At 45.1% G+C, this 26,946-nt stretch carries 27 protein-coding genes; 16 read left to right on the top strand and 11 right to left on the bottom strand.

Annotation, left to right across the window (positions count from 1 at the left end; all coding sequences use genetic code 11):
• Positions 1-6: 6 nt before the first annotated feature.
• On the bottom strand, positions 7-1,065 hold the full coding sequence (locus SK33_RS24565; protein WP_015062980.1) for an ATP-grasp domain-containing protein: 1,059 nt from the start codon (positions 1,063-1,065) through the stop codon (positions 7-9).
• A 322-nt stretch (positions 1,066-1,387) separates the two neighbouring features.
• On the opposite strand from SK33_RS24565, the gene SK33_RS24560 reads away from it, so the two are divergent.
• From SK33_RS24560 to SK33_RS24525, 8 genes are all read left to right on the top strand, one after another.
• Entirely contained in the window at positions 1,388-1,969 is a 582-nt protein-coding gene (locus tag SK33_RS24560; RefSeq protein WP_015062979.1) for a TerD family protein, read from the top strand.
• Positions 1,969-3,126, top strand: a complete 1,158-nt coding sequence (locus SK33_RS24555; RefSeq protein ID WP_015062978.1) for a TerD family protein — start codon at positions 1,969-1,971, stop codon at positions 3,124-3,126. The genes SK33_RS24560 and SK33_RS24555 overlap by 1 nt, the downstream gene beginning before the upstream one ends.
• A 22-nt stretch (positions 3,127-3,148) precedes the next feature.
• On the top strand, positions 3,149-3,604 hold the full coding sequence (locus SK33_RS24550; RefSeq protein WP_000007448.1) for a tellurite resistance TerB family protein: 456 nt from the start codon (positions 3,149-3,151) through the stop codon (positions 3,602-3,604).
• Positions 3,605-3,626: 22 nt separating this feature from the next.
• The gene (gene terC, locus SK33_RS24545; protein ID WP_000255079.1) at positions 3,627-4,667 is read left to right on the top strand and encodes a tellurium resistance membrane protein TerC; all 1,041 of its coding nucleotides are present in this window, start codon (positions 3,627-3,629) and stop codon (positions 4,665-4,667) included.
• Positions 4,668-4,715: 48 nt separating this feature from the next.
• Positions 4,716-5,294 (top strand): tellurium resistance membrane protein TerD, encoded by a 579-nt coding sequence (terD, locus tag SK33_RS24540; protein ID WP_015062976.1) that lies wholly within the window; start codon positions 4,716-4,718, stop codon positions 5,292-5,294.
• A 69-nt stretch (positions 5,295-5,363) separates the two neighbouring features.
• A complete protein-coding gene (locus tag SK33_RS24535) occupies positions 5,364-5,939 on the top strand; it encodes a TerD family protein (protein WP_015062975.1) in 576 nt (191 codons plus the stop codon).
• A 58-nt stretch (positions 5,940-5,997) separates the two neighbouring features.
• Complete coding sequence (locus SK33_RS24530) at positions 5,998-6,648, top strand: hypothetical protein (RefSeq protein WP_032610453.1); 651 nt, start codon at positions 5,998-6,000, stop codon at positions 6,646-6,648.
• Positions 6,649-6,663: 15 nt separating this feature from the next.
• Positions 6,664-7,905 (top strand): vWA domain-containing protein, encoded by a 1,242-nt coding sequence (locus tag SK33_RS24525; protein WP_032610451.1) that lies wholly within the window; start codon positions 6,664-6,666, stop codon positions 7,903-7,905.
• A 147-nt stretch (positions 7,906-8,052) separates the two neighbouring features.
• Here the strand turns inward: SK33_RS24525 and SK33_RS24520 are convergent, their stop codons facing one another.
• A complete protein-coding gene (locus tag SK33_RS24520; protein ID WP_032610522.1) occupies positions 8,053-8,733 on the bottom strand; it encodes an HAD family hydrolase in 681 nt (226 codons plus the stop codon).
• A gap of 313 nt (positions 8,734-9,046) precedes the next feature.
• On the opposite strand from SK33_RS24520, the gene SK33_RS24515 reads away from it, so the two are divergent.
• The 4 genes from SK33_RS24515 to SK33_RS24500 all read left to right on the top strand — a co-directional run bounded on the left by SK33_RS24515 (position 9,047) and on the right by SK33_RS24500 (position 14,324).
• Positions 9,047-9,676, top strand: coding sequence for a hypothetical protein (locus SK33_RS24515; RefSeq protein ID WP_032610449.1), 630 nt, complete (start codon positions 9,047-9,049; stop codon positions 9,674-9,676).
• A gap of 82 nt (positions 9,677-9,758) precedes the next feature.
• Positions 9,759-10,178: a hypothetical protein gene (locus SK33_RS24510; protein WP_015062971.1), complete on the top strand. Its 420-nt coding sequence runs from the start codon at positions 9,759-9,761 to the stop codon at positions 10,176-10,178.
• A gap of 273 nt (positions 10,179-10,451) precedes the next feature.
• Positions 10,452-13,793, top strand: coding sequence for a hypothetical protein (locus SK33_RS24505; RefSeq protein WP_032610447.1), 3,342 nt, complete (start codon positions 10,452-10,454; stop codon positions 13,791-13,793).
• Positions 13,794-14,102: 309 nt separating this feature from the next.
• Complete coding sequence (locus tag SK33_RS24500; RefSeq protein WP_032610446.1) at positions 14,103-14,324, top strand: hypothetical protein; 222 nt, start codon at positions 14,103-14,105, stop codon at positions 14,322-14,324.
• Between the two features lie 206 nt (positions 14,325-14,530).
• Here SK33_RS24500 and SK33_RS24495 read toward each other — a convergent pair whose 3' ends face one another.
• Complete coding sequence (locus SK33_RS24495) at positions 14,531-15,130, bottom strand: hypothetical protein (protein ID WP_015062969.1); 600 nt, start codon at positions 15,128-15,130, stop codon at positions 14,531-14,533.
• Positions 15,131-15,391: 261 nt separating this feature from the next.
• Here SK33_RS24495 and SK33_RS24490 point away from each other — a divergent pair, with 261 nt between their 5' ends.
• On the top strand, positions 15,392-15,922 hold the full coding sequence (locus tag SK33_RS24490; RefSeq protein WP_032610444.1) for a hypothetical protein: 531 nt from the start codon (positions 15,392-15,394) through the stop codon (positions 15,920-15,922).
• Positions 15,923-16,142: 220 nt separating this feature from the next.
• On the opposite strand, the gene SK33_RS24485 is transcribed toward SK33_RS24490, so the two are convergent.
• Positions 16,143-16,604, bottom strand: a complete 462-nt coding sequence (locus SK33_RS24485; RefSeq protein ID WP_015062966.1) for a hypothetical protein — start codon at positions 16,602-16,604, stop codon at positions 16,143-16,145.
• An 8-nt stretch (positions 16,605-16,612) separates the two neighbouring features.
• Positions 16,613-18,253, bottom strand: coding sequence for a hypothetical protein (locus SK33_RS24480; protein ID WP_032610443.1), 1,641 nt, complete (start codon positions 18,251-18,253; stop codon positions 16,613-16,615).
• Between the two features lie 314 nt (positions 18,254-18,567).
• On the opposite strand from SK33_RS24480, the gene SK33_RS24475 reads away from it, so the two are divergent.
• Positions 18,568-18,825 carry a hypothetical protein gene (locus tag SK33_RS24475; protein WP_103216141.1) on the top strand — a complete coding sequence of 86 codons (258 nt, stop codon included), beginning with the start codon at positions 18,568-18,570 and terminating at the stop codon, positions 18,823-18,825.
• A 377-nt stretch (positions 18,826-19,202) separates the two neighbouring features.
• Here SK33_RS24475 and SK33_RS24470 read toward each other — a convergent pair whose 3' ends face one another.
• The 5 genes from SK33_RS24470 to SK33_RS24450 all read right to left on the bottom strand — a co-directional run bounded on the left by SK33_RS24470 (position 19,203) and on the right by SK33_RS24450 (position 24,203).
• Entirely contained in the window at positions 19,203-20,009 is an 807-nt protein-coding gene (locus tag SK33_RS24470; protein WP_016239971.1) for a hypothetical protein, read from the bottom strand.
• A gap of 17 nt (positions 20,010-20,026) precedes the next feature.
• On the bottom strand, positions 20,027-20,467 hold the full coding sequence (locus SK33_RS24465) for a hypothetical protein (RefSeq protein ID WP_016239970.1): 441 nt from the start codon (positions 20,465-20,467) through the stop codon (positions 20,027-20,029).
• 152 nt (positions 20,468-20,619) lie between these two features.
• Positions 20,620-21,981, bottom strand: a complete 1,362-nt coding sequence (locus SK33_RS24460) for an FRG domain-containing protein (protein ID WP_000482601.1) — start codon at positions 21,979-21,981, stop codon at positions 20,620-20,622.
• Positions 21,982-21,994: 13 nt separating this feature from the next.
• Positions 21,995-22,798: a hypothetical protein gene (locus tag SK33_RS24455; RefSeq protein ID WP_000589340.1), complete on the bottom strand. Its 804-nt coding sequence runs from the start codon at positions 22,796-22,798 to the stop codon at positions 21,995-21,997.
• A gap of 58 nt (positions 22,799-22,856) precedes the next feature.
• The gene (locus SK33_RS24450) at positions 22,857-24,203 is read right to left on the bottom strand and encodes an ISNCY-like element ISLad2 family transposase (protein ID WP_076611902.1); all 1,347 of its coding nucleotides are present in this window, start codon (positions 24,201-24,203) and stop codon (positions 22,857-22,859) included.
• Positions 24,204-24,388: 185 nt separating this feature from the next.
• Between SK33_RS24450 and SK33_RS24445 the strand changes: the two genes are divergently transcribed.
• Positions 24,389-25,792: an ISNCY family transposase gene (locus tag SK33_RS24445; RefSeq protein ID WP_011152984.1), complete on the top strand. Its 1,404-nt coding sequence runs from the start codon at positions 24,389-24,391 to the stop codon at positions 25,790-25,792.
• Positions 25,793-25,824: 32 nt separating this feature from the next.
• Here the strand turns inward: SK33_RS24445 and arsH are convergent, their stop codons facing one another.
• Positions 25,825-26,529 (bottom strand): arsenical resistance protein ArsH, encoded by a 705-nt coding sequence (gene arsH, locus SK33_RS24440; protein WP_000130816.1) that lies wholly within the window; start codon positions 26,527-26,529, stop codon positions 25,825-25,827.
• A gap of 86 nt (positions 26,530-26,615) precedes the next feature.
• On the opposite strand from arsH, the gene SK33_RS24435 reads away from it, so the two are divergent.
• Positions 26,616-26,936 carry a transcriptional regulator gene (locus SK33_RS24435; RefSeq protein WP_000941305.1) on the top strand — a complete coding sequence of 107 codons (321 nt, stop codon included), beginning with the start codon at positions 26,616-26,618 and terminating at the stop codon, positions 26,934-26,936.
• The last annotated feature ends 10 nt before the right edge of the window (positions 26,937-26,946 follow it).

The following is a 26,946-nucleotide window of genomic DNA, read 5'->3' as shown; positions in this document are numbered from 1 at the left end:
TACGCCTTAATTCAGAAGGTTAGAGAGTGATTCCGGGTATGCAATTACATCCGTAATGGATCTCACCGCAACCGGAGAAAAGGTGTTTTTAGCGCTCTGGCGCACCATATCTTCAGACATCAGACCGAGCTTAAAGGCAGCAAATAACCCAGGAAGGTTCACCCCGCTGTGAAGGGTATAACCCACCCCCCCTGACGGACGCATGTTGGTTTCAAGCAGCACCGGGTTGCCATTCACATCGTTTCGCGTCTGAACATTCACCAGCCCGTCGGCCTTCATAACACGGGCGCAGTCACACGCCAGTTCCCAGGCGCTTCCTTCGTTTACCAGATACTGGATAGCCCCTTCCTTACGGCGTCCCACGGCTGCGAGTATTTCGCCCTTATCCGCGAGGATATCGACGGAAAATTCCGGGCCTGGCAGGTACGGCATCAAAACAAGGGGTTTAAACGACTCAGCAGCTGATGCTGCTGCAATATACTGTTGCGGACTGACCAGACGATGTTCGGGATGATTAAAGACGGCCATAGGCGAAGCACTGTCATCAAAGCGCCAGAATCCCATGCCATAGATACCCGTCACCGGCTTCACGCATACCGGGCTGTCAGTGAACGGCGGGGCCGCGAGGTGTGTCTTTAATTCTGCCAGCGTATTCACCCGCCAGGATGGTACGACCGGGAGACCCTTTTGCTCCATAAACTGAGCAAAAGTAACTTTTTCGTCAGCCAGAGTTAACCAGTCGACGCCCGTTGCACCGGTAGTAAGGGTGGCACCGGTCGATTCAATGGCTGAACGGTGTTCTTCAAACCACTGGCTGTTACGGCCAGTATGAATATGGTGGATGCCGTAGGTCTGAATGGTTTCCTGAATAAACTGGAGACGTTTTTGAGGATCTTCAGGTTCAGTCAAAGAATAATCGGCAACGGAAAGGATTTCATTTCTTTCGTTACGGTGGGAGGCAAAAACGGTAATGGCAAAATTATTTTTTTGTGCAAATGATTTTACCCCCTGAATAATATCTCGCTGGGAGGACAAACCTTCCATAAACCAAATTTTTTTGTTCATTTTTTTTAATTATCCGGAACGCCATGCAAATTTATGATTGAGAAGTGAGTCTATGAGTGTCTACGCAACATGTCAATCATAATATGATTAATAACTCCTGAGGTTATGGAGTGTGCCAGTGTTTTTGTGTTCCCTGTTAAAGTATTGATATTTAATACAAGTCTAGAGATAAGGACATCCTAAAAAGGATTTCATTTTGTGTTTTTACAGAAAACTACCAAAATTTCCCTTGTCAGAGAACTTCATCATGATATGATTTTCTTCGTCAGTTAATAAACAACCCTTTGATTGTCTCGGTCATTACCATTTTAAGGAATAAAACATGGTTTCATTAAGTAAGAACCAGACGGTATCACTCAGCAAAGAATCTTCAGCATTAAGCCAGCTTCAATTCGGCCTCGGTTGGGATCCGATTAAGAAAAAAGGTTTTCTTGGCGGACTGTTAGGTGGCAACGACTCAATCGATCTCGATGCTGGCTGCGTATTAATGGACAGCACTGGTAAAACAATTGACACCATCTGGTTCCGCAAACTGGAATCCACCTGCAAAGCTGTTGTGCACAGTGGCGATAACCTGACCGGTGAGGGTGACGGCGACGATGAAGTGATTAAGGTCAACCTCTCCCGTCTGCCTGCAAACGTTGAATACCTGGCGTTTACGGTTAACAGCTTCCGTGGTCAGTCGTTCAATGACGTCGAAAACGCATTCTGCCGCGTGGTCGATCAAACCGGCAAAGAGCTGGCTCGCTACAAGCTGACTGAGCAGGGCTCACATACCGGGATCGTTATTTCTTCGCTGCGTCGTAATAACGGCAACTGGGACTTTACCGCCCTTGGCCATGCCTGTCGCGGCCGCACAATTGACGATATGCACTCCGATATCGTTTCAGCGGTTATTCGCTAATGAACCTGACGCCGGGGGGCAATGCCCCCGTTCCAGCCCAGGAGTTGCGGGTCCGGATCACCTCGGGCGGTCAGGTGGATGCTTCGGCGTTTCGCCTGTATGCCGACGGGAAGGTGCAGGGTGATGCGGACATGGTGTTCTATGGTCAGCCACGCAACGATGATGGTACCGTCAGCCTGGTCAGTGAAGGCCAGTACTCAACTTTTACTGTCGCGCTCAACCGGCTGAAATCTGATGTCCAGAAAATTGCGTTCACAGTGACCTGTGACGGTGGGCAGACGGTGTCCGGTCTTCGTAATCTTTCCATCGACGTGGAGCAGGGGGCTACCGGCCTGGTTAGCGGCATTGTCGAACTGAGCGGCCGTCAGGAAGCAGCCTTAATTCTGGGTGAGTTTTACCGTCGTAATAATGACTGGAAATTCCGCTTCGTTGCACAGGGGTTCAACGGTGGTCTTAAACCGCTGGCAGAGCATTTCGGCGTAAATATTGCCGACGAACCTGCTCCCGCCGCCCCGACCCCTCCGGTTGCAACCCCTCCGCCAGCTGAGACAAAAATCAGCCTGAGTAAGGTATCTCTGACAAAAGAGAAGCCAGCAATCAGCCTGACCAAACGGGATAACTTCGGTGAAATCCGGATCAACCTGAACTGGCACCGGGGCAGCGGCAAATCGGGTTTCGCAGGCATGTTCGGCTCCAAAGGAATCGACCTGGATCTTGGGGCATTTGTTGAGCTTCAGGACGGGTATAAATCGGTCATTCAGGCGCTGGGTAATGCATTCGGTAATTATCGCGATGAGCCTTATGTTCAGCTCAAGGGCGATGACCGGACGGGTGATGTATCAGACGGCGAGTGGCTGCATATCAATGGCCGGGAATGGAAGCATATCCGTGAAGTGCTGATTTACGCCTTTATTTATGAAGGTATTCCCAGCTGGGACAAGACTGATGGTGTGGTCACCATTCATGTGCCGGATCAGCCTCCCATTGAGACCCGCCTCACCGAAGGTGAAAACCGTCGCACATTGTGCGCCATTGCCAGACTCGTAAATGAAAACGGCGCGATTAAAGTCGAGCGTATCAACCAGTACTTCAAAGGCCAGGACGAAATGGACCGGGCATTTGGCTGGGGATTTCGCTGGAGCGCCGGTTCTAAATAACACAGCAACAAAGGAAACAGGTATGAGCTTTTTCGACAAGGTAAAAGGTGCCATAAACTCTGGCCGGGACGAACTGACCCGCCAGGTTGGTCGTTTCAAAAACAAAAAATTTATGCACGGCACCGTTGCTGTATGTGCCCGTATTGCCGTATCGAGTGACGGCGTGAGTTCGGAAGAAAAGCAGAAAATGATGGGCTTTCTTCGGTCTTCAGAAGAGCTGAAGGTCTTCGATACCAATGAGGTGATCGAGTTCTTCAATAAACTGGTTTCAAGCTTCGATTTCGATGTTGAAATCGGCAAGGGCGAAACCATGAAATACATCCTGGCGCTGAAAGATCAGCCTGAGGCCGCTCAGCTGGCCTTACGTGTTGGTATTGCCGTTGCGAAAAGTGACGGTAACTTCGATCAGGACGAGAAACTGGCCTCCCGCGAGATCGCTATCGCGTTGGGCTTCGACCCGGCTGAATTTGGCCTCTGATCCACATCCCTAAGGGTAAAATATGGTTTCCACACACATCGGCTTCCCGACTGAAACGGTCATTGTTTTCATTGCGCTTTCAGTCGGTGCCATCTTTATTGACCTGTTTATGCACCGTGATGACAAGCCCATTTCCCTGAAGAGTGCGGCGCTCTGGTCCGTATTCTGGGTTGTGGTTGCGATGGCATTTGCCGGTTTCCTCTACATCCACCACGGTGCTGAGGTTGCCAGCCTGTTTGTAACGGGTTATGCGCTGGAGAAAGTGCTGTCGGTCGACAACCTGTTTGTCATGATGGCCATCTTCTCCTGGTTCGCCGTTCCTGATCGTTACCGCCACCGTGTTCTCTACTGGGGGATCATTGGTGCCATCGTCTTCAGGGGCATCTTTGTCGCCATCGGTACGAGCCTGCTGAGTCTGGGGCCGTATGTTGAAGTTGTCTTCGCTATCATCGTCGCCTGGACGGCGGTCATGATGCTTAAAAGCGGTGATGACGATGATGAAATTGAGGATTATTCCCAGCATCTGGCTTACCGCATGGTTAAACGCTTCTTCCCTATCTGGCCGAAGCTCAGAGGTCATGCTTTCCTGCTTAACCAGAAGGAAGTGGATGCCGAACTGGCGAAACCAGAAAACAGCGATGTCACCATTGGCCGTGGTAAAAAGGCGGCGCTGTATGCGACCCCTCTGTTCCTGTGTGTGGCCGTGGTTGAACTATCGGATGTTATGTTTGCGTTTGACTCGGTACCGGCAATCATTGCCGTCAGTCGTGAACCGCTTATCGTCTATAGTGCCATGATGTTTGCTATCCTGGGCCTGCGTACTCTGTACTTTGTCCTTGAAGCACTGAAACAGTACCTGGTTCATCTGGAGAAGGCCGTTATCGTGCTGCTGTTCTTCATCGCGGCAAAACTGGGCCTGAATGCGACCGATCACATTTGGCATCATGGTTACAGCATCGCGGCCACAACCAGCCTGTATGTTGTACTGGGTGTTCTGGCGCTGGGCATTCTCGCAAGCGTCATGTTCCCGGGCAAACCTGAATCTGAGGAAAAGGGGAGCTGATCCCCTGAAGTGTTAACCTGAACAATTACTAATCGAAGAGGTTATTTTATGAGTGTTTCTCTTTCCAAAGGCGGGAACGTCTCCCTGAGTAAAGCAGCTCCGTCAATGAAAAACGTCCTGGTGGGCCTTGGCTGGGATGCGCGTTCAACAGACGGTCAGGACTTTGACCTGGATGCTTCAGCTTTCCTGCTGGCCGCAAATGGCAAAGTGCGCGGCGATTCAGATTTCATCTTCTATAACAACCTGACGTCATCGGACGGTTCCGTAACGCACACCGGCGATAATCGCACCGGTGAGGGCGATGGTGATGATGAATCGCTGAAAATTAAACTGGACGCCGTCCCGTCTGAAGTTGACAAGATCATTTTCGTTGTGACTATCCACGATGCTCAGGCTCGTCGCCAGAGCTTTGGTCAGGTATCCGGTGCGTTTATTCGCCTGGTAAATGACGATAACCAGACTGAAGTTGCTCGCTACGATCTGACCGAAGATGCGTCCACTGAAACCGCCATGCTGTTTGGCGAGCTGTATCGTCACAATGGTGAGTGGAAATTCCGCGCAGTAGGCCAGGGTTATGCTGGTGGTCTGGCATCTGTATGTGCTCAGTACGGTATTAACGCGTCCTGATCGAAAAGTTACTTTTCTTATCCGGGGCTGTTTATTCAGCCCTAATTCAACTGTTTGCAGGAGCTTAAAATGGCAGTTTCTCTCGTAAAAGGCGGCAACGTATCTCTGACCAAAGAAGCACCAACCATGAATGTCGCTATGGTTGGCCTGGGCTGGGATGCCCGTGTAACCGACGGTCAGGGTTTTGACCTGGACGCTTCCGTATTTGCAGTAGGCGAAGACGGTAAAGTGCTGTCAGATGCCCATTTCATTTTCTTCAATAACAAAACCAGTCCTGATGGCGCGGTAGAGCACCAGGGTGACAACCGTACCGGTGAAGGCGACGGCGACGATGAGCAGGTCAAAATCGATCTGACCAAAGTCTCAGCAGACATCAAAAAACTGGTGTTTGCCGTTACCATCTATGATGCAGAAGCGCGTAAACAAAACTTCGGCATGGTGAGCAACAGCTTCATGCGCGTGTACAACAACGACAACGGCGCGGAAATTGCTCGTTTCGATCTGTCTGAAGACGCCTCAACCGAAACTGCAATGGTCTTTGGCGAACTGTACCGCCATGGCGCTGAATGGAAGTTTAAAGCTGTCGGCCAGGGCTTTGCTGGCGGGTTATCTGCACTGGCAACCCAGCACGGCGTGAATATTTAATAATAAAAATAAACTCAACCCCGGTGCTGTCACCGGGGTTTTTTATAGGTGTTAGCACATGGCAAAGAAAAAAGATGATGGTTCAGCAGTAATACTACTTTTTATTGTGGCTTTTTTTGTGTTCCTGCCGTTTCTGATATTCGGGATGTTTTTCTACCGAAAGCTAAAAAGAAAATATTCAGCTATCCCCAACATTCAACGTGTATATGATATTGGCGTCATTTTTAAAACGTTAAGTGCCTCTATCGCAGTTATTGTGGTTTCAGCAGTGCTCGTTCTGCAACTCAGTGCGCTTCCCGTCAAATTTGTATCGCCAGAAATATCACATTATATAGCAAGAGTTATGTTCGTTCTCTATCCACTTGTAATGATCTGGCCAATGAAAAAAATGGCGGAACGCATCGCCATAGAATATTTCGGTATAATTTTTAACGACAATGACAGAACGATAATTCTTCCAGCAGATTTAGGCAATATGGGATTGGGTGACTGGCTTCGTCTCAAGTTTCTGAGCAGGATGGGTGAGCAAGACAGCATTGAGATTCGAAAAATATCGAATATCACACGCGAGAAAGGTGTCAACTTCTATATCCATGGTGATTTCGGATCCCGACGCATCAACTTTTCGAACAAGCAAAAGCGCGATGAGTGTATTTCAGCACTTCAGGCCAGAACCCGGGTAAAGGGTGGCAGAGACTACGGTTACTAAACAAGGAACAGAGTCATGCAATTACAGTCAGGTCAAAATATCCTTCTATCTTCATCATCAGTCACTCTTAATTTGCGATACCCGGTACGTCCCGGTTTTAACGGCGAACCCGACACCTGCGTTTTCATGCTCAACGCACAAGGTAAGGTGAGCGGTGATAACGATTTCATCTTTTTCAATAACCTGAGTTCACCGGAGGGGGCTTTAAAACTGACGGCAGGGACGCAGCAATCAAGCGTACATATTGATCTTAACCGCGTTTCCTCGGCTGTTCAGAAAATCGCCATAACCCTCGTGATAGACGGAAGCGATACTATTACAGGCTTGCAGAATCTGAATTTGCAGGCCTCCGGTATTGCATCGTTTGATCCCGAAACAGCAGGGCGCAGCGAGAAAGCTATTATCGTGGCGGAGGTGTATCGCCATAACGGCAGTTGGAAGCTACGGGCGCTTGGCCTCGGTTTCAACGGTGGGCTTGAGCCCCTGGCGATGAGTTATGGTGTTGATGTTGCACAGACAGCTCCGCAGCCAGCACAACCTGCTCGTATCAGTCTGGAAAAGAAGCTCGAAACAAAATCTCCGCGACTTATAAGTCTCGCTAAAAAGGCCTCAGTCAGCCTCACTAAAAATAAACTGGAAACCCTGGAGGCAGCAGTTGCGTTTGTTCTTGACGCGTCCGGCTCAATGAGTGGCCAGTTCAGTAAGGGTAACGTTCAGTCCGTGCTGGATCGCATCGCCGTCCTTGCCGCCCAGTTCGATGACGATGGCGAAATGGATGTCTGGGGCTTTGGAGAGAAGCATAAGAAGTATCCAAATGTCACTCTGGATAACCTTGACGATTACATTCAGACCATTCGTGGATCCGGAAAGCGTTCAGCCTGGGAAAATTTGCCGGGGCTTGGTGGGACTAACAATGAACCACCGGTAATGGAAGAAATTGTCGACTACTTCAAAGACTCAAAAATCCCGGTTTACATAGTGTTTATTACCGATGGCGGGATAAGCAAGACCGGAGCAATTAAGAATGCTATCCGGCGCTCAGCCAACTTCCCGATCTTCTGGAAATTTGTCGGCCTCGGTGGATCTAGCTACGGAATCCTGAAAAACCTGGATGATTTTACAGACCGCCGCGTTGATAACACCCATTTCTTTGCAATGGATGACTTCGGCTCTATCAGCGATGAAAAATTATACGATAACTTACTGGAAGAATTTAGACCGTGGATAGATGAAACAAAAAGGTTAAATATCCTTTAGCTTGCTTCCTGATAAAGCTTAATTAGAGGGCTCTGGCGAGAGACCCAGCCAGCTGGGTCTTAAAGGTATCAACGGCCAAACACTGGTCATGGACAACTGTGAAAGCTAGCCCCGGTATATTATTTAAAACGTTCATGTTGTGCGATTTTAGACCCTGAACGACTCCTTTTTTAAGCGGTGTATAAAAGCTTTTTTTCTGTCCCAACGAGGATGGAAGTGCCGCCAGTGGGCATCTTTGGCGGCTGCCAGCAATTCATAATCGCCCCGAGTGTCCCCCCAGGCTCGAAGATGATACTGATCTAATGGTCCGTAAATAGACTCCAGCCGGTTAATTTTCTGTATGCAACGACAATTGTGCCCTGTAATGCGCCCGGTCAGGATACCATTAACGCTTTCCAGCTCTGTACCGATGAGCTTGATCCCCAGTCGTTCAGCAAACGGAGCAAGTACAAGCCTCGGTGAGGCTGAGCAGAGTGTCACCTCAACATTGTTAGAAACTTCCGTTGCCACGGCCAATAGGCCTGATGCTCTCATCAGACGCCCCCAATAAAGGTTGCAATAGGCTTCAGCTTTCTCCTTGACCCACTTTTCCTCGATACCAGTGAGAAACGTTGATATTAAAATTTCTTTGAGTTCATCACGAGTTAGTTTGCGACTCAAACACCGCAGGGTAGGAAGAGCGAGTTTAACCAACCGGCGGGTGAAGACACTGTTACCGAAGGCAAAGCGCAAAAAGGGGATAAAGCTGTCATGTCGGGTAAGAGTTCCATCAAAGTCGAAAACGGAAAGAACCTTTATTTCTGCACGAAATGAATTATCCACAAGCAGCCCTTTTTGAATTAGATAAATTTTCCATATTTTATCATCTGACGAGGGTGACTCAAAGCATGTCAGAATTGGATTGGACCATGAAGATCTCGCAGTCTTACACTGCATCTTGTTATCCATGCCGTGGTCAACTAATTGTGGCCCACAACCTGGCTGTTCGTGGAACAGTTGTTCTGATTCATTTGGCGTTTAGCAACTGTTCTCTCTGGCGCTGCATTTAGGAAAGATATAATGGCGCTAAGCCATATTTTATGTAAGGGTATGATATGGTTCAGCGGATTTTCATTCACGATACTGACAACAGGATTTACCTATGACTATCGATACCGACGATTTCGATCCGGTAGATGTAGATGTAGAGGTTGCAGAGGCGTTAGAGAAGCACATGGCACAGTTACGGGACCTGGAAGCATACTGGCCGTACAGCACGACAGCCGTTATTGATTGTTTTTTTGACCAGGCTACCCGGGCAACTCACGCTGAATTGTGGTTGGCTGCCTGTACAACTTTCCTGAACGGGATTGAAACCTCACTGAGGGTGACGCTTGAACTGATGGAGTCACAGGCGCATTCGCAGCCAGCCGCAACGCTGGTGGATTTAAGTGATATGGCCACACTCAGTAATGCCCTAATGAGAAGGGCGCACATGGCTGGTATGCCGGTGACGCTGCTGGCGTTTCCCGAGGAGCAGGATCTGCTGACCAAGATTGCTGAAGGTGCCCCGAAAAGGCCCTATGCGGAAATCGTGAGGGTTCGTCACAATTTATGTCACGGGAACATCCTGGAGCACATCATCACTGTGAGTGACGATTTGGGGGAGCCAGTCCGGTTATTCACACCTGAATGTATGCGTGTCCTGGCAGAGACGATGTCGGCAATCTCGAAACAATGGGTTGCAGGCATGCATCAATATTGGCGTGATAACAATTTATCTATGCCTTGAAAATTCCGGCCGGATTCTGTTCCCGGCGTCAGTTTAACGCCGGGATGAAATAATTATGATCCACAACCAGAAATAGCTGTTTATGGTTGAGAAAATATTGTGGTATAAAAATTATGTTTTTAACTTGGTGATAGTCATGGAGAAACAAATGAAAATTAAATGCATCGTATTGGCAGGAATATTTTCACTGGTATTTTCTGTTCATGCCAGCGAAACACAGAATAAAAAAAGTGATCCAGTACCTGTCTTTGGGCACGCAACAGCTGTTTCAAAAATGTGTGGTGAACTTCTCGGAGAAACTAATCCAGTTAAGATGAGAGATGGGGCTACTAAGATACTAAACGAGACTCTTAGAAGATTACCTGATGCCGAAGTGTCAGATGAAGGGAAAAATGTAATCGAGGCATTTGTTACTCGATCAAGATCCCCGTCTGACATACCTTCTCGCTGTGAAACCAGTGTTAACGAGAGATACTGGGAAATCGTTCAGTCCAAAAAATGATCTGACGTTGGTTGACTGTAAAAAAACATTTCGCCCGTTAAGCTTCTGTCTCTAAAATATATGACTTAATGGGCTATTCAACTCCTTCCTATGTAATATATGAAGTCATTCCCCGATGATTTAATTAACGAAGGTTTAATCCACATGTTCAAAACTGATAAATTGGACAGGCTCAATTTTAATTATTTTACCTCTTCCCGTACTTCAGGTTATTTGGCTGACAATCCAATCTGGTATGATGCTTATAACAAACAAATTCGGAGGGTATAGTGAATGGGTGGCCTGGTCAGCAAAACTAACATTGATCGCCTTGAACGTTTTCATTCTCTGCTGGCGGGGCAATACTGGTCCGCCCTCGTCGATATTCCGGCAGAGGCGATTGCGGCCGGGGATACACTCCTCATCAACTCGTTGCGGTACGTGGATGACAATCTGCATACCGTCATCCTTCGTGCCCACCCTCGGCACTACGGGGAATGGGTAAACGTTGAAGTCGTTGCTGAGAACGGCTCAAAATCAACGAAAGACAAGAAACTGAATGAACATCGGTTTCTGACGGCCGATTTTCTCGCCTTGTTTGAATATCAGCCCGACCATGAATCGATCCGTCAGTCAGAGCTCAAAGGCATTCAGGACGAGGTTGCTGACCTGCAAATGCGTCTCACCGAAACACTGAAAAATCCCTCAGATCTCCGGGAACTGGCTATGAAAAGGATCGAAGACGAAGAGGCCAGTAAAAGGGGGGGCGAGTCAGACGACAGAATGCTTCCGGTCGTCAGAAATGCAGAAGATGCCGCAGTTACCATGGCGCTGGGTACGGTGCAGAATGCCCTTTCTCAGGGAATTTCCGAAGCTCAGGTTTCTCTGATGGCGAAAGTCGCGGAACGGGAAGGGAAGATTGCCGGTGCCGTAGCTAACATTATTACGTCGCGTACCGGTGCTATTACCCGGGCGCTGGAGAAAATGCATCCGTATTATGCGGAGCTGGCCGCTGCCAAGTTGGCCGGAACGCAGGAGGGCATTGAGCAGGCTAACAAAATTCAGGCCGGTGTTCTCACGCTGGAATTATTCGTCGGCAAAAACGTGACGGTAGTCGATATTGCTGAAGGCGAGCCAGCTGACAGCAGCATTCCGCTGACGCTGTGTCAGAAGAAGCTCGTAGTGGATGAGGAACTTTCAGCCTGGTGTGACATCGACGAACACTTTGATTTCAGGAGTCTTTCCGCATTCCACAAGGCGCTAAAAGATAACCCTGGGCTGGTGGAGCAAATTTTTCCGACTGAGCGATGTGTACTCGTCATGGTAACCACCCGCAGATTTATTGACTATGGTGATACCTGGGCGAATTCAGAATACAATGAAAAGAACAGCATCGTGTTTCTGATGGTCCGCAACGGGCAAAACATCAAACAAATCTATTCCCCGGTGGAAAGCCATCTTGGAGCATCACGGTTATTTCCGTCTGAAGATGAGCAGCAGGGCCACTTTCGTGGGTTTGACGGTACCACCATCAAATTTGAAGATGTGGCCTATACCGATCGTCTCAAATCCCATGACCTGATGGCTCTGCATTACCGACGTCTGCTTATCATGCTGTTTGGTCTTGACCAGCGGCTGGCTCTCTTTGGTCAGTTCTATCCCAAGCATGAAAAGGCTAATTTCCTGAATCTGAGCTTCCAGGAGCGGTACTTCCATTTTCTGCACGATGAAGACGGCACAGGGCTGCTGGCATCACCAGACTCGCAGACGCTCGATGAATTTATTAGTGAAAAAAACTCCTATATGCAACCGGGCTCGCGGCTGCTCTGCAACTGGCGTGAGCTTATGACCCCCAGAACAGCACCTGGTGCCGTCAAAGAGGACAGCAGCTATTCAGGGTACTCCTTCATCGCTGAACCAGAGAATAATGTCTCTGCTGCGGTTGTGTATCGTCAGGGAGATAGTCTGGCAGTTGATGTGGCGGTGAAGCGCTACAGAACAGATAAGATGTTTAACTGTAAGGTAAACGTTTCTGGCTACAGGCCGTGGCGCCGGGGAGAAGCAGAGCTTGCATATCTGTGCCTGGATGCAGTGGGCCCGGAGGAACTGAACCGTTTTATCCAGCAGCGCAAATTCCGGAGTAACCACCTTTTTTACATTCGATTTTTTAAGGCCGCAATCAAATTCCTGGAGCAGGAACGTGAAAGAGAATTGCCGCACCGGCAATATCTGCTGACTGCAATGCAGGATTCGGGGTTGCGCCTGCCGGTGAACATTCATGAACTGATTCATCAGTGCATTGCTTCATGGAAGACCGGTAACCGTGGCGTTTCGCTTGATGATGGAATGCGTTTCGAAAAAGGGCGCCAGGCCCTGCTGAATCAACTTTACAGGCTCACTCAGGGTGCAAGCGAAATGGCATCGGTCATTCAGGAGCAGGTAACTGCGTCCGGATCGCAACTGCTTCGGGCCGGGGTCAACTCGTCAGGGAATTACGTCGCGTTTATCGCGCCTAAACCCTATGAGTGTGATAACAGACTTGAAGCTCATGCGTGGGTCCATCGTGTTGTCTATGCAACCGGAAAACGAAACATTCGGGAAACCAGCAGATCCTGGGTCTCTATGCCGGAGCGTTCGGCATCCGAAATTACCCTTTGGGAAGATGAGGAGCAGTCTAGGAAATGGTACTCCATGAAACCGGTATTCAGTTCGTGGGCCGAAAAACAAAAGCTATTTGAAATGTGCGAAAAAGGTGCGGAATTACTGAAAGGGGCCATGGGCAAGTCGGGACATGAGGAATATAGCGATCTTTTTGAGATGTGGGGAGATGCTTATATTGCATGCAACTCCAACTCTGGCGCGGAATACGTAACAACCCCGGATATGTTCCTCCCGGTTGGCTTGATTAAGTCACGAAACTCATTACAGCTAATTGCATTAGGGACATGCTCAACGGAGCAATGGATGTATGCCCGGGCAGGGGATGATGACACACGGGAGCTGTTGCTGGAGTTGTATACCAGTTGGTATGAATGCCCGGATAAAGCGCGAGCAAGGGTCCTGTCGATGGCAGAGAAAAACTCAGGTCTGAGGTTTGTGTTGCTTGAAGGAAAGGCAAAGAAACTGGAGCGGTTTGTTGTCAAACGGCCAGAAGAGATTGTTAACTGGCATGCCGGTGATTTAAAGGAATTCCCGACAATGCTGAATGATCAATGGGCATGTCACATGGCAATGGTCAGTCGGAATGATAAAGTTTATCTGACGCCGGATTTGCTGGATGATGATGGCCTACCAAATTTTAATGAAGTCACAAGGCAGGAGCCCGGAGACGGTTATCAACCCGTCAATGTCTATGAATTTGAGAGTGATTATTTTAACGCGATCTATGATGCAGACGGTAAGAAAGTGGTACTTTGTCACTGGTATGATGTGACGGGTGATTCATATACTGCTGAAGATCTTACAGGGAATATGCCTCATGACGCATTTAAATTCCTTCAGTATAGGCTGGATAATATCGAGCAGGCTGAGGCATTTATCAAATACAGAAACCGTAATTATCAGTCCCGAGAAAATTCAGATTGGCCCGAACCGCCTGAAGGTGTAAAGCGTTACGTCATCAGAGCCCGAAGCTAAGTGAGCAACATTAAGCTAAAAGTTCAGTATGGAAATAAATAAATCATACTGAACAATAAATATAACTTTATGCATAACACTATGACGGTATCTTATTAGCAGGTGCTTCGGAAAAAAGTAACTTTCCAAAGGTAAGTAAGCGCAGCGGGAGATATGCTAACATGAATACATCACGGGGACAGTGCTGGATACTGGCCAATCCATAATTTGCATATGATTAAAATGTACTTAGATGTTGCAATACTGATGAATTGTGTTAAAAGATAGCCGTCGTTACCTAAGTTAAATTTTATGAAGTATGGTACTGTTATGGCTAAGAAAAATTTATACTCGGAAGAGATTGTGATTGCCAAAAAGCAACTCAATCAGCTATCCACGCTTAAAGATAAAGTCAGCCTGCTAACGCGTCAGTGGGAAGGTGATATTGGCAAAAATCTGCCTGGTTACACTGAGCTATATGCTCACGTGGAAAGAATTGAAAGACAGATTCATGAACAAATTGGTAGCTGGAAGAAAAGTCCTACAATGTAAGATTACGGCGATCCATTCTGAAGCGGTGTATTTGGTTCAAGAATGCATAAATAACATTCCTTTATAACTCAATTACCCGCTTTTAAATCTCTTTATTTTCAATCCCGCTCATCCATTTGAGGAACTTTGCGCGGAAGTTCAGCGGCATCATAAACTGTATGGGACAGTAAGAATTGCACTGACATTAACTGGTACAAAATGCAGGGCTATTGAATCCCTTCAGTGTACGCAAGCCTCACGTGTTCATCTACTGTAGCTTGGTTGCCGGGGATATATCGCGGAAAGTCCGACACGTCATTGGCATTTTTGACAATGAAAGAAGGGTATCCAAACTGCTCGGCAGCAATATCGATATAAAAAGTCATTCCTCCAGCACTCAGCTCACACCAGTAGTGGCCATGTCCTCCATACTCATTGAAAAGACCTCCATTATCTGTACCATTCCCGCCGCGTATACTTGCGACCATGCCTCTGAGTCGTGCAAATTTACAAACCAATATACATGCGAACATGCATGTTCCGGTTGTGTCACTTGTTCCAATTTCCTTAAGGTTCTCTTTTAAGGACTTATGGGCTTCTTCTGCAAGCTCCAGGATTGGCGTAAGAACTAAAATAGATGTCTTGTCAGTCACGAATAATGTCTCCGGTAAACAGAACAATGGTAAGGCTAGAATCCCGTTTAAAATAATTTTAGTATCAGGTAACAAGTACCTTGAACAAAGCACTTGATTCACACAGATCAATAAAAACCTTTCGAATAAGGAAAATACGAAAATTTGTGAAAGTACATTATCGAGTTTTAACATGAATCTATTCTGAGTCGCAAGGGTTTTCAGTTCGGACAGAAGGCTTCTAAAATTTCATGAAGTCGTCCAACCATCTTTAACTACTAGGTAACAAACCATAATTATTGATTTCATGAAAATAATTAAACTCAGAAATTGTGTTGTTGAGGTTATTAGAGATGGATATAGGATGTGGTATATTTGTTTGGAAATAAAAACAAAGGTTAGAACTCAGCTTTCGTACAATCTAGTTCAATCAAATTATGACGCTTAGGAGTATAAATGAGCATTAACGACAAAGATTTTAGTTCTTTAACAGTAGAGCAATATGGCTGGAATTTGGGGGTTTTTAATCATTCAACCCCATTTACATCACACTTTATTTATGTCTACGATTGTTATAAACAGTATGTTGGATTGATTTCCATTTCACAGGAGGATTTTAACACCACTAAAATTTCCACATCGTTAAGCATTCATATGTGTGTGGCAAAGCTAGGTAAAATCCTTAAGAAAATGTCAAATAAAAAGGCTTTGTCACAAACGGAAGAAACTGAATTGGCCCCTCTTATTATTAATTATGTAAAGCAAACGATGACTTTTAGGCAATGGGTAAGTCAATCAGAATTAAATCAACGCATGCATTTTCTAATTAATATCTACGGTTCTAAAGATGATAAAAAAGGGGAGGTGGTTCTACGACCATTAATTTCGAATCCAGATGCCTTAATTTTAACACCGACGGAAGTCATTGAATTGAACACGCAAGTTATTAAAGCTGATCGTATGCGACATCCGGAATGGTTCCGTTAAGCAGATTTACCGCATTCACCATTGGAACCTTCGCCAGTAAGAGCTCGATGGTAAAATTACAATCTGAGATGGTTCAAAACGGCTATAGAGTTTTGAACCTCAAACGGGAATATTTTCACATTCATCCTTTGAAAGAAAGTCGTGGCTAAAAGAACTGAAGTAACCCTATCAAAGCCAATTTTCCTAACGACCGGAGTTATCTACTATTTACCGGATAACATTATTTCATTTGTCCTGTCGAATACCATGCCAACGTAGATTCCGGGATGCAGATTTTTGAGGCGAATCCATCGGTAATTAAATCGAGCAGATTTGGGGCTAGTAGATTACACGGTGCTGGCCTCAGTGGTTCATAATGATGCTTCGGGTAATGAAGGCTGCTGAAAATGCCATGGGGCGCCCCTGAGGCTTTATCTGGGCCACAGAAAAGGTTAATCCACATCCGGAGGCGGTAGTCCACCGTGAAGCCGTCGATTTGCAACCATAAGTGGGGGGAGAGCACAAAATCACATCCCTTAACGGTAACTTTCCCAAGGAAGCGAAGATGTGGGATCTTAGCCTCCATCAAGGCATGGCTGAGCATTAAAGTATGCCCATCGCATTCCAGCTTTGCACTGTCTACCGCTAAAAAGGCATCATTAAGGTCAGAGAGATGTATAGGTGTGTTATTCACTGTTACCATTGTGTCTCTCAATTTTTATCCTTTGTCCTGAGATTTGCTATAGTTAAGTTAATATAAACGACTTTATCCGCAAATATTCCGCCAGACTCTCGCAAGCTAAAGCGTATGGTTTGATGATGGGTGCTGTGCATCATTTCAAGTTTAATATTTCTGTTTTCTTTTTGGTAGTCTTCAAGCGCTGATTCAGTGTGTTTACGAATATTCACAAATTTATGGTCAAAGCAGAATAACACCAGATATAGGTCAGGCGGAACGATAAATGACTGAGCAACAGAGTCTGAATACTTTGTATAAAGTTGAAATATTCCTTTTGTTATTACAGATTTTATTGGCACTTCGGTGGAATGTTCTTGTATTAACTTGGATTCGATAATGCAAACTCTCACACCTGAAGAGAAAATAGAAATATCACTTCGCCCGTTTGCGATCTGATCTTCCTGGACCACCATAAACTTTTTAAGTTCAAGGCTTGCTTTCAACCAGGTTAATAATGATGCTGTAAGGTTATTTTCATAAAACAGAATGTCGTTTTTCACACGATACAAATTACTGTTGCTGGTAATGTTCTGAATGCCAGTGAAAATAGTATTAGGCAGAAGGTCGATTGTCTTGCTTTTAACATCGTAATTATTAAATGAATCAGCTAATACACCTAGTTTAAAAGCGAGCGTCCGTATTTTTTCTGTATTTCCAAACTCAAGATGATTGGCTTGATGTTTAAGTGATCTGATTTTATTATATATATATTGTGTGTTTCTTTCACTTAATCTGACCTGCATAAAACTCTGGCGCATGTATTCTTCAAAAAGGTTCTGGAGCTCAAACAATTCTTCAATAATAGAGGTTAACTTATTTTTAGGTTCAAAGAACATTGAGTCTTTATTTTTAATGTTTGAAGCCAGTGAAATGATTTCATAAAGAGCATCGGTAAGCAGATGAAGTGGTTCAACTGTTTTTATAATGCCTTTTTCATTCCTATAAATCATAATGTAAGGCTGGTGACGTGAAAATAAATCCTGCAAGACATCTTGTGACACTGGCGTTGTAATGAAGAAAATAAGTCCCGGCTTAAGATCTTTGTTTTTCAAATGTTCTAATTTATCAATAAGTAATACTTTCCTAATCCCGTTCGCTAGAATTAGTCCGAATTCAGTTCGATAAAGATTCCAATTTCGCTTTGTTGATGTAATAAGGGATAAATCATAATTAATATTTACGAGGTTTTCATTGATTGTCGTAATTAAGTTATGAATGTAATTGTTGTGATAAGTGGCATAACTCATAATGCCAAACTTACTTTTGAGTTCGTTGATGTGTTCGACAAGTGTTTTCAAGTACGTATAAGTTGTGCTTTGAGGAACTTTTTGGAAATTGTAAGATGACCACTCTTTAGCTATATCATAGATAAAATCGCATTCTTGTGATTCAAGGAACTTAACCAAGCGATTTCTGGAACTTTTATTGCTGTTAAATTCTTCTTCAAATCTTTCGAGCTTTCTGCAAAAAATATGAACCGACAGGCAATGGCGACGTTCCTGCTCTAATAATTGATCATCCAGGAAAATCTCAGTATTTTTGTTACGACTGAAGATAGATATGGGGGCCATTTCCATTAGTTCTAACGCATTGAAATCATAAAATCTGCTCATTTATTTCGCCTGCATAGTAATTTTAATCACTAAAAGCTATTAAGCTTTTTCCTTTTTTAAACATACGAAAGCCTTTAGAAACACGATTTATACTAACGGGGCATCTAAATTCGTGATCTGTTCAATGTATTCAAAAGAGTATTGAACGCCTCATATGATATTTTCGCTCTGAAAGCGATTCCCCTAGCTTCATTAAGAGCCTTTCTTCCGGAAGCAGATTCAGGCGATTTAAGGTACTTTAAAAGTAACTTTTCAATCTCTATAGTTTTGTCATTCTGAAGTAACTGAGAGGCCATGATGGCTCCGAGCCTAAATTGAAGCTGAATATTCACTTCTTTGTGAAACTCCAGGTGCTGACGGTGGCGGTCAGCCAGCTGGCTTCCACGGACCCTGGCACGATACAAACGCATATAGTCGGCCATTTCGGCGGTATGGCGTTGACGATACCGGTTCTTGGCTGCATTGACTACATTGCGGTTATTCAATTTATACAACCGGTTTTCGCCAGCTACGCACTGGCGGCAGCGAGTCTTATGGCCATCCTTACTTTTACGGTCAATTCCGAAGTCTAACAAGCTCTTCAGAGTCTTGCATTTTCGGCACAGCTTACTTTCAACGAGTTCAGTCATGGGTATATTATGAATTGAAGTACTTCCCGAAAGTATACCCAATTCGACTATCCATTACAATTAAACGTTTTTGGGTTAACATAATCCACGTTATACGCACTTATAATGTCAAAGCAAGTTTAAAATGTCACCTCTTTGTGCAAGATAGAAAGGGCACTTTCAGCCTATGTAATCATATTAATGTGACTGCTGCGTTATCCCACTCAACCAATTAATAAAGCAAAAGTTAAATATGAAAGACTGGAATAAAAATATAACGAAAACATCTTAATATGGAAATATCTGTGTCAACGGGATCTTTAGTTATTGAATATCTGGTTCTAAATAGGTTCTACATTCAACGGGAAGGGAAACCAAATATCTATATGTTTTTTATAAATACCATTACGTGGCAAACAACAATCTGCATATTTTTTTAAAGAATCTCCACATGGACAAATATTTTCTGGCGATAATACTCCATCATGTTCTTTCGCCTTAAATCTCCAGGTCGTAATATTGAAAATTTGATGTGGGGATTGTATGTATTTGACAACACTAATTAAAGTTGAATAGTTATAATGATCACCATCATTGGAGAAAAAAACACTACATTTGTTAACGGGATTACTAACTATGTCATAAGTAATTAATTCAAAATCGATCACTTCATCAAAGCAAAGAACTCCATTATAAAGTTTATTTTTAACATGACCACAATCATTAATAAAACTACGGGTTGTATTACATACTGAACATTTCACTTCTTTTATTATTTCACGAGAACTACCGAAGATTTTATATGGGAATAACGCCTGCCAATTACATACCATTCTCGCTAAGAAGTTAACACCATAGAAATTAACCTCAGGCAGAAACTCATTATTTTCTTTAATATGTATTAAATCTATTTCTATCCTTTCAAGTTCTACCCATGCTTCATAAAAATCACCTCTTGTAAGTAAATTAATGACTTGAATATATTTTAAATGGGCTAGTAAAATTGTTTTGTATAAAAACAATCTGTTTGATTCATTATTCAAGCTCAAGGATTGAGCTTTTTTTAACTCAGCATTAAGATAATCAAGAATAGCACTATCTTCTTGAGTAATACACATCCAACGCTTTAACTTTTCGTGAATATTCATAATATCTATATAGATTTTTATTTGATTTTGTTAATTACTTTTAAAACATCGTCTACTTTTCCAGAAACAGTGTATTTCACATGTTTTCCTGATTTATTTTTTTTAATTATAGAGACTTTAACGTCTATATCTCTAGTTCCAAAGTTATCAATTTTTTTCTGAATATAATTTGAAACAAGATTTACTAAAAAAGGTATCATTACTGATGTGGCAAAGAAAGTGCCTAACGCTAACGTTATACTGTTTAATTGCAGGTACGAAACACCATTAGAATCTCCGTACACTTTAACATTAGAATGTGATTGCTTGGTGAACTGGAAAAAATCCAGTGCATTACCTCCAGTAATTTTTGAACTATCAAAAACGATCGCAATCTCATCATCTTGAGGTTCATATGAAGAAATGATTTTTACCTCTTCATCTTCATCACTCATTTCACTCAAAGTAATGGGGTTCATTCTCAACTCCTTGTTTTATATTTTTACATTCAAATTTTACTATACGACTGGTTAATTGCTCCTGTCCAACACACACCAGAGTTCATATGCTTAGCATACAAGGGACCAATGCCAGTAGCGACAGGCTAGTGTGTCAAAAAACCACATGAAGATCAATCTCCTGCGGAAAATTTGGCCGCAATTAGTTTCATTGTCCTTTCCATGCCTTGATAAACTGTCGCATCTGTAATGTTTAACCTTGCGAGTTCCTTAAGTATTCTAGCTTTGTTTCTGATCACTATTTTTTCTACTTTAAACTCTTGCATAGCATCATCAGGGTTTGAAACTAAATCGGGATAAACAGCATTATTCCCAAATAATAAGAATGCACCTGACTGTGATGACATCCTTTCATTATTATTTCTTCCTTTAACGAAAATTAACCTTTCCAAATCTGATGGTATAATTACATCTTTAAAATAAGGTTTTTCATCTTTAATGTAATGTATGAGTTTTTGACAAGCTTCAGTTTTATTGAAAGCCTCCTTGTCCATTTTACAATCCAGCTGATCTTTCAGTGTTTGACTTAGCATTGATATATTTGATATGCAACTTACTGTATCAGAGTCAAAGAATTTTATACGATCCCTTTTTGTTTTGAAAATAATAACATGTCCATCAACCTCATTTGTATTTTCATTATTACTAATGTCGCAACAAGCGAAATACAGAGCGATTAGTGGATTTGATGTTATATCCAACAAACGAGTTGGTAGTCCGTAGTGTTGCATCCTTACTAACTTGTCTAGCATTGTTTTATCATCAACAAACTCAGTTGGCCTTGCTGTTAGGGCTTCACGGACTAAATTTGATTCACTGTGCAAATGCTTGAAGTTACCTTTTTTGTTTTTCCTGAAAACTGATGGAGCCAACTCGTAAGATACATCAGAATGTCCACGATAAAATATTTCTGCATCTTCTTCATGATCTTGTTCTAAAACACGCGCCATGAAACTTTGAACATTATCTATTATTGGGTAGTTATCAACTTCATCAGGAAGTGCTTCAGTAGGAGGAAGTGGTGTACTTCTTGTCGTTATATTTAGAAGTGCTAATGTTTGATTTAAATCACGTGCTTTTATTCCCCAGTGAGTCCGTTTCAGCCCATATGCACCTAATTCTAAAGCTGTTTGATATAACTCTTTGTTTATCACTACGACATCATCTTGTGAGTGAGTGATTCTGAAATCAAACTCAACATTTTTGTTAACTGTTCGTAGATTTGAAATTACACCAAGTCGCAAAGTAATGTATTCAACATTGTCTCGGGAATAAAGTTCTGACATAAAAAGCGTAGGTAATTTCTCAATATAAGATAATGCTTTATCATTCAAAGGCGTTAACTTCAACCGGATGTCATCAGAGGTGCCTTCTAACATACGTGATATAGGAAAATCACAACTCCCACTAACCCGTTCATACATGGGCCAATGTTCAAAATAGTCAGGTTCTCCGCCCATAATTAGATTAAACATTAAAACTAAATCCTTATATTTTACTTAATGAATTATTTACAATCCAATCAATTGCGCCAGAGGTGCGAATCCAAGGCTTTATATTATGATTCACATAATAAATGGCTTCATCCATTCCACCTAACGTGATATATCCACTGTTAGACTTGATCTGTAATCTGCACTTCGATAACAAGCCGGGGATGTGTCTATTAGAATCAATCGCAGCTTTAGCGATATCATCGGCATCCGGGGATGACTGTCGGTAGGCGAGTAGGGCGCGTGTATACTGAAAAAACGAACGCATATCCCCAGGATAATCGTCCAGTAGCAAGGCCAGATCATCCACCATTTCAAGCTCAAGGTAATAGTTCGCTAATAAATGACGAATCCCCTGGTTATCGTTCGGGTTGAGCTTCAGCATTTCGCGGCTATGAGCCATAGCCGGATAAAAATTACCAGACTCCCATAAGGCCTCAGCCAAAGCTGCTTTTGCTCTCATATATGGACGTGTTTCGACAAATCCCCAGAAACGTCCTGCGAACTCCTGAAAATCCTCGCCAAGTGCAATGCTGGCTGCGTACAAAGCAGTCTCCAGCTTCCCGATTTTTGACTCAGGAGGTTCTTGAGATATCTCGCAGTAGAATGAGTATGCGTCAGCACAGAGCGGGGATTTCTTGATAGCTTTTCTGATGAGTTTCAGCACAACTTCCAGGTCATCATTTTCCCAGGCATCGAACATGAACTCCTGAGCCGCAACCAGATCTAGATGTAATTGCTCAGAGCTGACAGCAGTTTTATACAAATCAACGCGCTTTGTAGTCGGGAATTTAATCATCTCAAGTATCCTTTTGGGGACTCACTGTTCCGGTACTTTGCAGCACTGATGGTCGATTCTATCGCTTTGAACTTGCCACAAACAAGCTCGGGTCTGCCAGAACGGGATTGATAGCCCGGAGCTGTTCCTGGATGCGCACCTGAGCCTTACGGCTGGGCGATTTTTTGCTTCGTTCCCGTTTGCCTTCGCTTTCCCGCTCATCCTGTTTTACCTGAGCCAGTCGGAGTACAGTCCCGAGACGTTTGTTATCAACAATCTGCCCCTGGTCGACACAGGCCAGCTTATCAAATGCCTGGCACTTAAGGCTCCGGTGCCCATAGAGGAAGGCGAGGGTGCCATCGGGATAATCCAGTACTTTAATTTTTTCACCGGCAAGACGGCTATTTTCTTCTGTGGTGTCCATGAGATAAAGGATCTTATCGTACTGGAAGGTCAGTGATTTCGACACGGTACGAACATCATGCCAGGCAAAGATGTCTCTTAATTCATCGGGGCTTTCCTGCACCGGACGATGCAAATCTTTGGGGAACTTAGCCGGTCGTGAAAACCGGCTGTTAAAGTCAGCGATGAAAGTGGCAAGCCAGGCATTTGCGGCCTCAATGCCGGTTATACCTTCCAGACGCATTTCTTTGATCAGCCGATCCTGAAGTGTCTGATTCGCACGTTCCACGCGGCCTTTAGCTTCAGAGCTGTTGGCACAAATAAGCTCGATTGCCAGGTCATAAAGCACACGTCCGAACTGGGTAACGGTGGTATTGCGTTTCTCCGGACCACTGACGCGAAATATTGCGTGTTTGTCACTGTACAGCGATACCGGCTTCCCATGCTGCTCGATGTATTCCCGGGTTGCCAGCATGTAGTCAAAGGCTGTTTCTGACTCGCTGAACCGCAAATGCATCAGACGCCCGGTGGCATCATCGATAAAGACCAGCAGGCAGCATTTTGGCGCACGGCCTTCAAACCAGTCATGGTGGGAGCCGTCGATCTGGATAAGTTCACCCAGACAATCACGCCGATGTCGGGGTTGATAAACCCGTGACTTACGGCGAGCATGCGGGACCCAGAGTCCGTCAGACGTCATCCAGTTGCGGACGGTCTCGATTGAAAGCCGGATATTATGGCGCTCTCTGAGTTTTTCTGCGGCCAGTGTGGGCCCAAAGTCACTGTAGTTTTCACGTATCAGCGTGAGTACTCGTAGTTTGAGAGATTCGGTCAACCGGCGGTTGCTGGGCTGGCCGCGTTTGCGGCTGACAAGTCCTTCAGCACCAGAAACTCGGTAACGATTGATAAGTCGTTGCGCCTGACGTTCTGAAATGCCAAGCTGTGATGCTGCATCACGACGGCGTAGACGCTTTTCACAAACTGCCTGTATCACCGGTAGGCGGTGGATCTCTTTATCTGACATGGTCACCAACATGCGTTGAGTCCCTTAGAATTGCATTCAGTTTAGCTTACTCTAAGGTGACGTTTCTATCTGGATAAAAAGTGACATTACTAAATGGTTCTAACATATAATGTAGTAGCAAAGTTGTAATGTCCGATAATGGCTAAGTTAAGATGTCCGGCGTGTATAATCAAGTAAGGATTACCATGACGGCTCTCGCAGCGGAGTTTTTCACATTGGATGAAGTTAACCGACTCAAAATCATTCAGGATGTCATCGACCGGCGTCTGACAACACAAATGGCAGCTCAGCGGCTTGGTATCTCCGACCGTCAGTGCCGTCGTCTGCTTGCGCGTTATCGTGAAGATGGTCCGATTGGCATGACCAGCCGCCGTCGTGGTAAATCCAGTAACAACCAGTTGCCTCAGGGACTGGCCGCATACGCGCTGAACATTATTCGCGAACGCTATAACGATTTCGGTCCGACGCTGGCCTGTGAAAAACTGTCTGAGGTGCACGGTGTTCATCTTTCCAAAGAAACCGTCCGTAAGCTGATGACTCAGGCCAGTCTGTGGGTCCCACGTAAGCAACGTGCGCCAAAAATTCAGCAACCTCGTTACCGCCGTGCCTGTGCCGGTGAACTCATACAAATCGACGGCTGCGACCACCACTGGTTTGAAAATCGGGGACCTAAGTGTACGGCACTGGTTTACGTTGATGACGCAACCAGTCGTTTAATGCAGCTTCTTTTCGTGAAATCTGAGTCTACTTTCACCTATTTTGAAGCGACCCGGGGCTATATTGAAAAACATGGCAAACCGCTTGCGCTGTACAGCGACAAAGCCAGCGTATTCAGGATCAACAATAAAAATGCAACCGGCGGCGACGGCGATACCCAGTTTGGCCGTGCGATGCATGAACTGAACATTCAGACCATTTGTGCAGAAACCAGTGCTGCCAAAGGCCGCGTTGAACGGGCGCACCTGACGCTTCAGGACCGACTGGTCAAGGAGCTCAGGCTCCAGGGCATCAGTTCCATGGAAGCTGCGAACGCATTTGCCGAAGAGTTCATGAACGATTACAACCGTCGTTTCGCAAAAGCGCCTCGCCAGGAGTTTGATGTTCATCGGGAACTGGATGTCGATGACGATCTTGATATGGTATTTAACTGGCGTGAAGCTCGTAAAGTGTCGAAATCACTCACAGTGCAATACGACAAAGTCCTTTATCTGATTGAAGACAGCGAATTCAGTCGTCGGGCGATTGGTAAATACATCGATGTCTGGCATTACCCGGATGGACATAAAGAGCTCCGGCTTAATGGCGTATCACTTCCCTACTCCACCTATGACAAGCTTTCTGAAATCGATCAGGGGGCCATTGTGGATAACAAACGTCTGGGGCGGGCCCTGGAAATGGCGCAGCTGGTCCAGGCCGAGCGGGATAATAACCGGTCGCAATCCGTACCATCCGGAGACGGCCCTTCTCGCAGGCGTAAAGCTCCCACGACGAAGAAATCCCAGCGTTCCCTGGATCAGGACGATATGTTCAATGCCCTGGTGAAACTTCAGTCACGCTCTGAAGAGATATTTGGGAAGAAACCGATTTAAAGCCCGGTAATCCATCCGGGCATGCCTGGCTGTCAGATTTTGGCCTGATTGACCCGTGCCGCGAGCTCCTGATGACTCTCTTTCCTTTCGCTGTAGCGGTCGGACAGGTAGGCTGTGTGCCCTTTCAGGAGTAACGTCATTTTGAACAACTCTTCGGTAACGTCGACAATCCTGTCATACCAGGGTGAGGGTTTCATGCGCCCTTCATCATCAAATTCCTGCCATGCCTTTGGCACTGACGACTGATTGGGGATGGTGAACATCCGCATCCAGCGGCCAAGTATCCGCATCTGATTGACCGTGTTAAACGACTGTGAACCACCACAAACCTGCATGACGGCCAGCGTTTTACCCTGGGAAGGACGAACAGCACCTTCACTCAGGGGTATCCAGTCAATCTGGGCCTTCATCACCGAGCTCATGGCGCCATGTCTTTCCGGAGAACTCCAGACCATTCCGTCACACCACCTGACCAGCTCGCGGAGTTCAAGCACTTTGGGGTGACTTTCGGGCGCATCATCGGGTAACGGCAGACCGGATGGGTTAAATATTTTCACCTCAGCCCCCATCTTTGCCAGCAACCGCCCGGCCTCTTCCGCTGCAAAACGACTGTAGGACCGCTCTCGTACTGAACCGTACAGGATGAGAATTCGCGGCATGGTTTCGTTGTTGCCCGTAAGTTTGCTGGCAAGCGCATCATCAAAATAAGCCGGTTCGATTGCTGGTAAGTCGGTCATAAAAAATCTCCATTTCATAAGCTATGCTTTAAAAGTTATCACATATGAAATACCATATGTATTGTTATTTTTTTACGAGGTTAAGCATGCTACAGCCTGTTCAGCTTTTTAAACTGCTCGCCGACGAGACCCGTTCAACTATCGTGATGCTTCTCAGGGAGTCCGGTGAAATGTGCGTCTGTGACATCTGTGCGGCAACCGCAGAGTCTCAGCCAAAAATTTCTCGCCATATGGCCCTTTTACGTGAAGCCGAGCTGGTCATCGACCGTCGCGAAGGAAAATGGGTGCATTACCGACTGTCGCCACACATGCCAGCATGGGCTGCGGGTATTATTGATACAGCCTGGAACTGTGAACGAGAAAACATACGCAACAAGCTCAGTAGCGTGGCATCTGTCTCCTGCTGATGGCGATATA

Source organism: Citrobacter sp. MGH103 (assembly GCF_001034475.2).
GTDB lineage: Bacteria > Pseudomonadota > Gammaproteobacteria > Enterobacterales > Enterobacteriaceae > Citrobacter > Citrobacter freundii.
This window is presented reverse-complemented; position numbering and strand designations above follow the sequence as displayed.

Bases quoted from the DNA above. Each gene is read 5' to 3' on its own strand.
- SK33_RS24565 (WP_015062980.1), bottom strand. From the start codon at position 1,065: ATGAACAAAAAAATTTGGTTTATGGAAGGTTTGTCCTCCCAGCGAGAT.
- SK33_RS24560 (WP_015062979.1), top strand. From the start codon at position 1,388: ATGGTTTCATTAAGTAAGAACCAGACGGTATCACTCAGCAAAGAATCT.
- SK33_RS24555 (WP_015062978.1), top strand. From the start codon at position 1,969: ATGAACCTGACGCCGGGGGGCAATGCCCCCGTTCCAGCCCAGGAGTTG.
- SK33_RS24550 (WP_000007448.1), top strand. From the start codon at position 3,149: ATGAGCTTTTTCGACAAGGTAAAAGGTGCCATAAACTCTGGCCGGGAC.
- terC (WP_000255079.1), top strand. From the start codon at position 3,627: ATGGTTTCCACACACATCGGCTTCCCGACTGAAACGGTCATTGTTTTC.
- terD (WP_015062976.1), top strand. From the start codon at position 4,716: ATGAGTGTTTCTCTTTCCAAAGGCGGGAACGTCTCCCTGAGTAAAGCA.
- SK33_RS24535 (WP_015062975.1), top strand. From the start codon at position 5,364: ATGGCAGTTTCTCTCGTAAAAGGCGGCAACGTATCTCTGACCAAAGAA.
- SK33_RS24530 (WP_032610453.1), top strand. From the start codon at position 5,998: ATGGCAAAGAAAAAAGATGATGGTTCAGCAGTAATACTACTTTTTATT.
- SK33_RS24525 (WP_032610451.1), top strand. From the start codon at position 6,664: ATGCAATTACAGTCAGGTCAAAATATCCTTCTATCTTCATCATCAGTC.
- SK33_RS24515 (WP_032610449.1), top strand. From the start codon at position 9,047: ATGACTATCGATACCGACGATTTCGATCCGGTAGATGTAGATGTAGAG.
- SK33_RS24510 (WP_015062971.1), top strand. From the start codon at position 9,759: ATGGTTGAGAAAATATTGTGGTATAAAAATTATGTTTTTAACTTGGTG.
- SK33_RS24505 (WP_032610447.1), top strand. From the start codon at position 10,452: ATGGGTGGCCTGGTCAGCAAAACTAACATTGATCGCCTTGAACGTTTT.
- SK33_RS24500 (WP_032610446.1), top strand. From the start codon at position 14,103: ATGGCTAAGAAAAATTTATACTCGGAAGAGATTGTGATTGCCAAAAAG.
- SK33_RS24495 (WP_015062969.1), bottom strand. From the start codon at position 15,130: ATGTTAAAACTCGATAATGTACTTTCACAAATTTTCGTATTTTCCTTA.
- SK33_RS24490 (WP_032610444.1), top strand. From the start codon at position 15,392: ATGAGCATTAACGACAAAGATTTTAGTTCTTTAACAGTAGAGCAATAT.
- SK33_RS24485 (WP_015062966.1), bottom strand. From the start codon at position 16,604: ATGGTAACAGTGAATAACACACCTATACATCTCTCTGACCTTAATGAT.
- SK33_RS24480 (WP_032610443.1), bottom strand. From the start codon at position 18,253: ATGAGCAGATTTTATGATTTCAATGCGTTAGAACTAATGGAAATGGCC.
- SK33_RS24470 (WP_016239971.1), bottom strand. From the start codon at position 20,009: ATGAATATTCACGAAAAGTTAAAGCGTTGGATGTGTATTACTCAAGAA.
- SK33_RS24465 (WP_016239970.1), bottom strand. From the start codon at position 20,467: ATGAACCCCATTACTTTGAGTGAAATGAGTGATGAAGATGAAGAGGTA.
- SK33_RS24460 (WP_000482601.1), bottom strand. From the start codon at position 21,981: ATGTTTAATCTAATTATGGGCGGAGAACCTGACTATTTTGAACATTGG.
- SK33_RS24455 (WP_000589340.1), bottom strand. From the start codon at position 22,798: ATGATTAAATTCCCGACTACAAAGCGCGTTGATTTGTATAAAACTGCT.
- SK33_RS24450 (WP_076611902.1), bottom strand. From the start codon at position 24,203: ATGTCAGATAAAGAGATCCACCGCCTACCGGTGATACAGGCAGTTTGT.
- SK33_RS24445 (WP_011152984.1), top strand. From the start codon at position 24,389: ATGACGGCTCTCGCAGCGGAGTTTTTCACATTGGATGAAGTTAACCGA.
- arsH (WP_000130816.1), bottom strand. From the start codon at position 26,529: ATGACCGACTTACCAGCAATCGAACCGGCTTATTTTGATGATGCGCTT.
- SK33_RS24435 (WP_000941305.1), top strand. From the start codon at position 26,616: ATGCTACAGCCTGTTCAGCTTTTTAAACTGCTCGCCGACGAGACCCGT.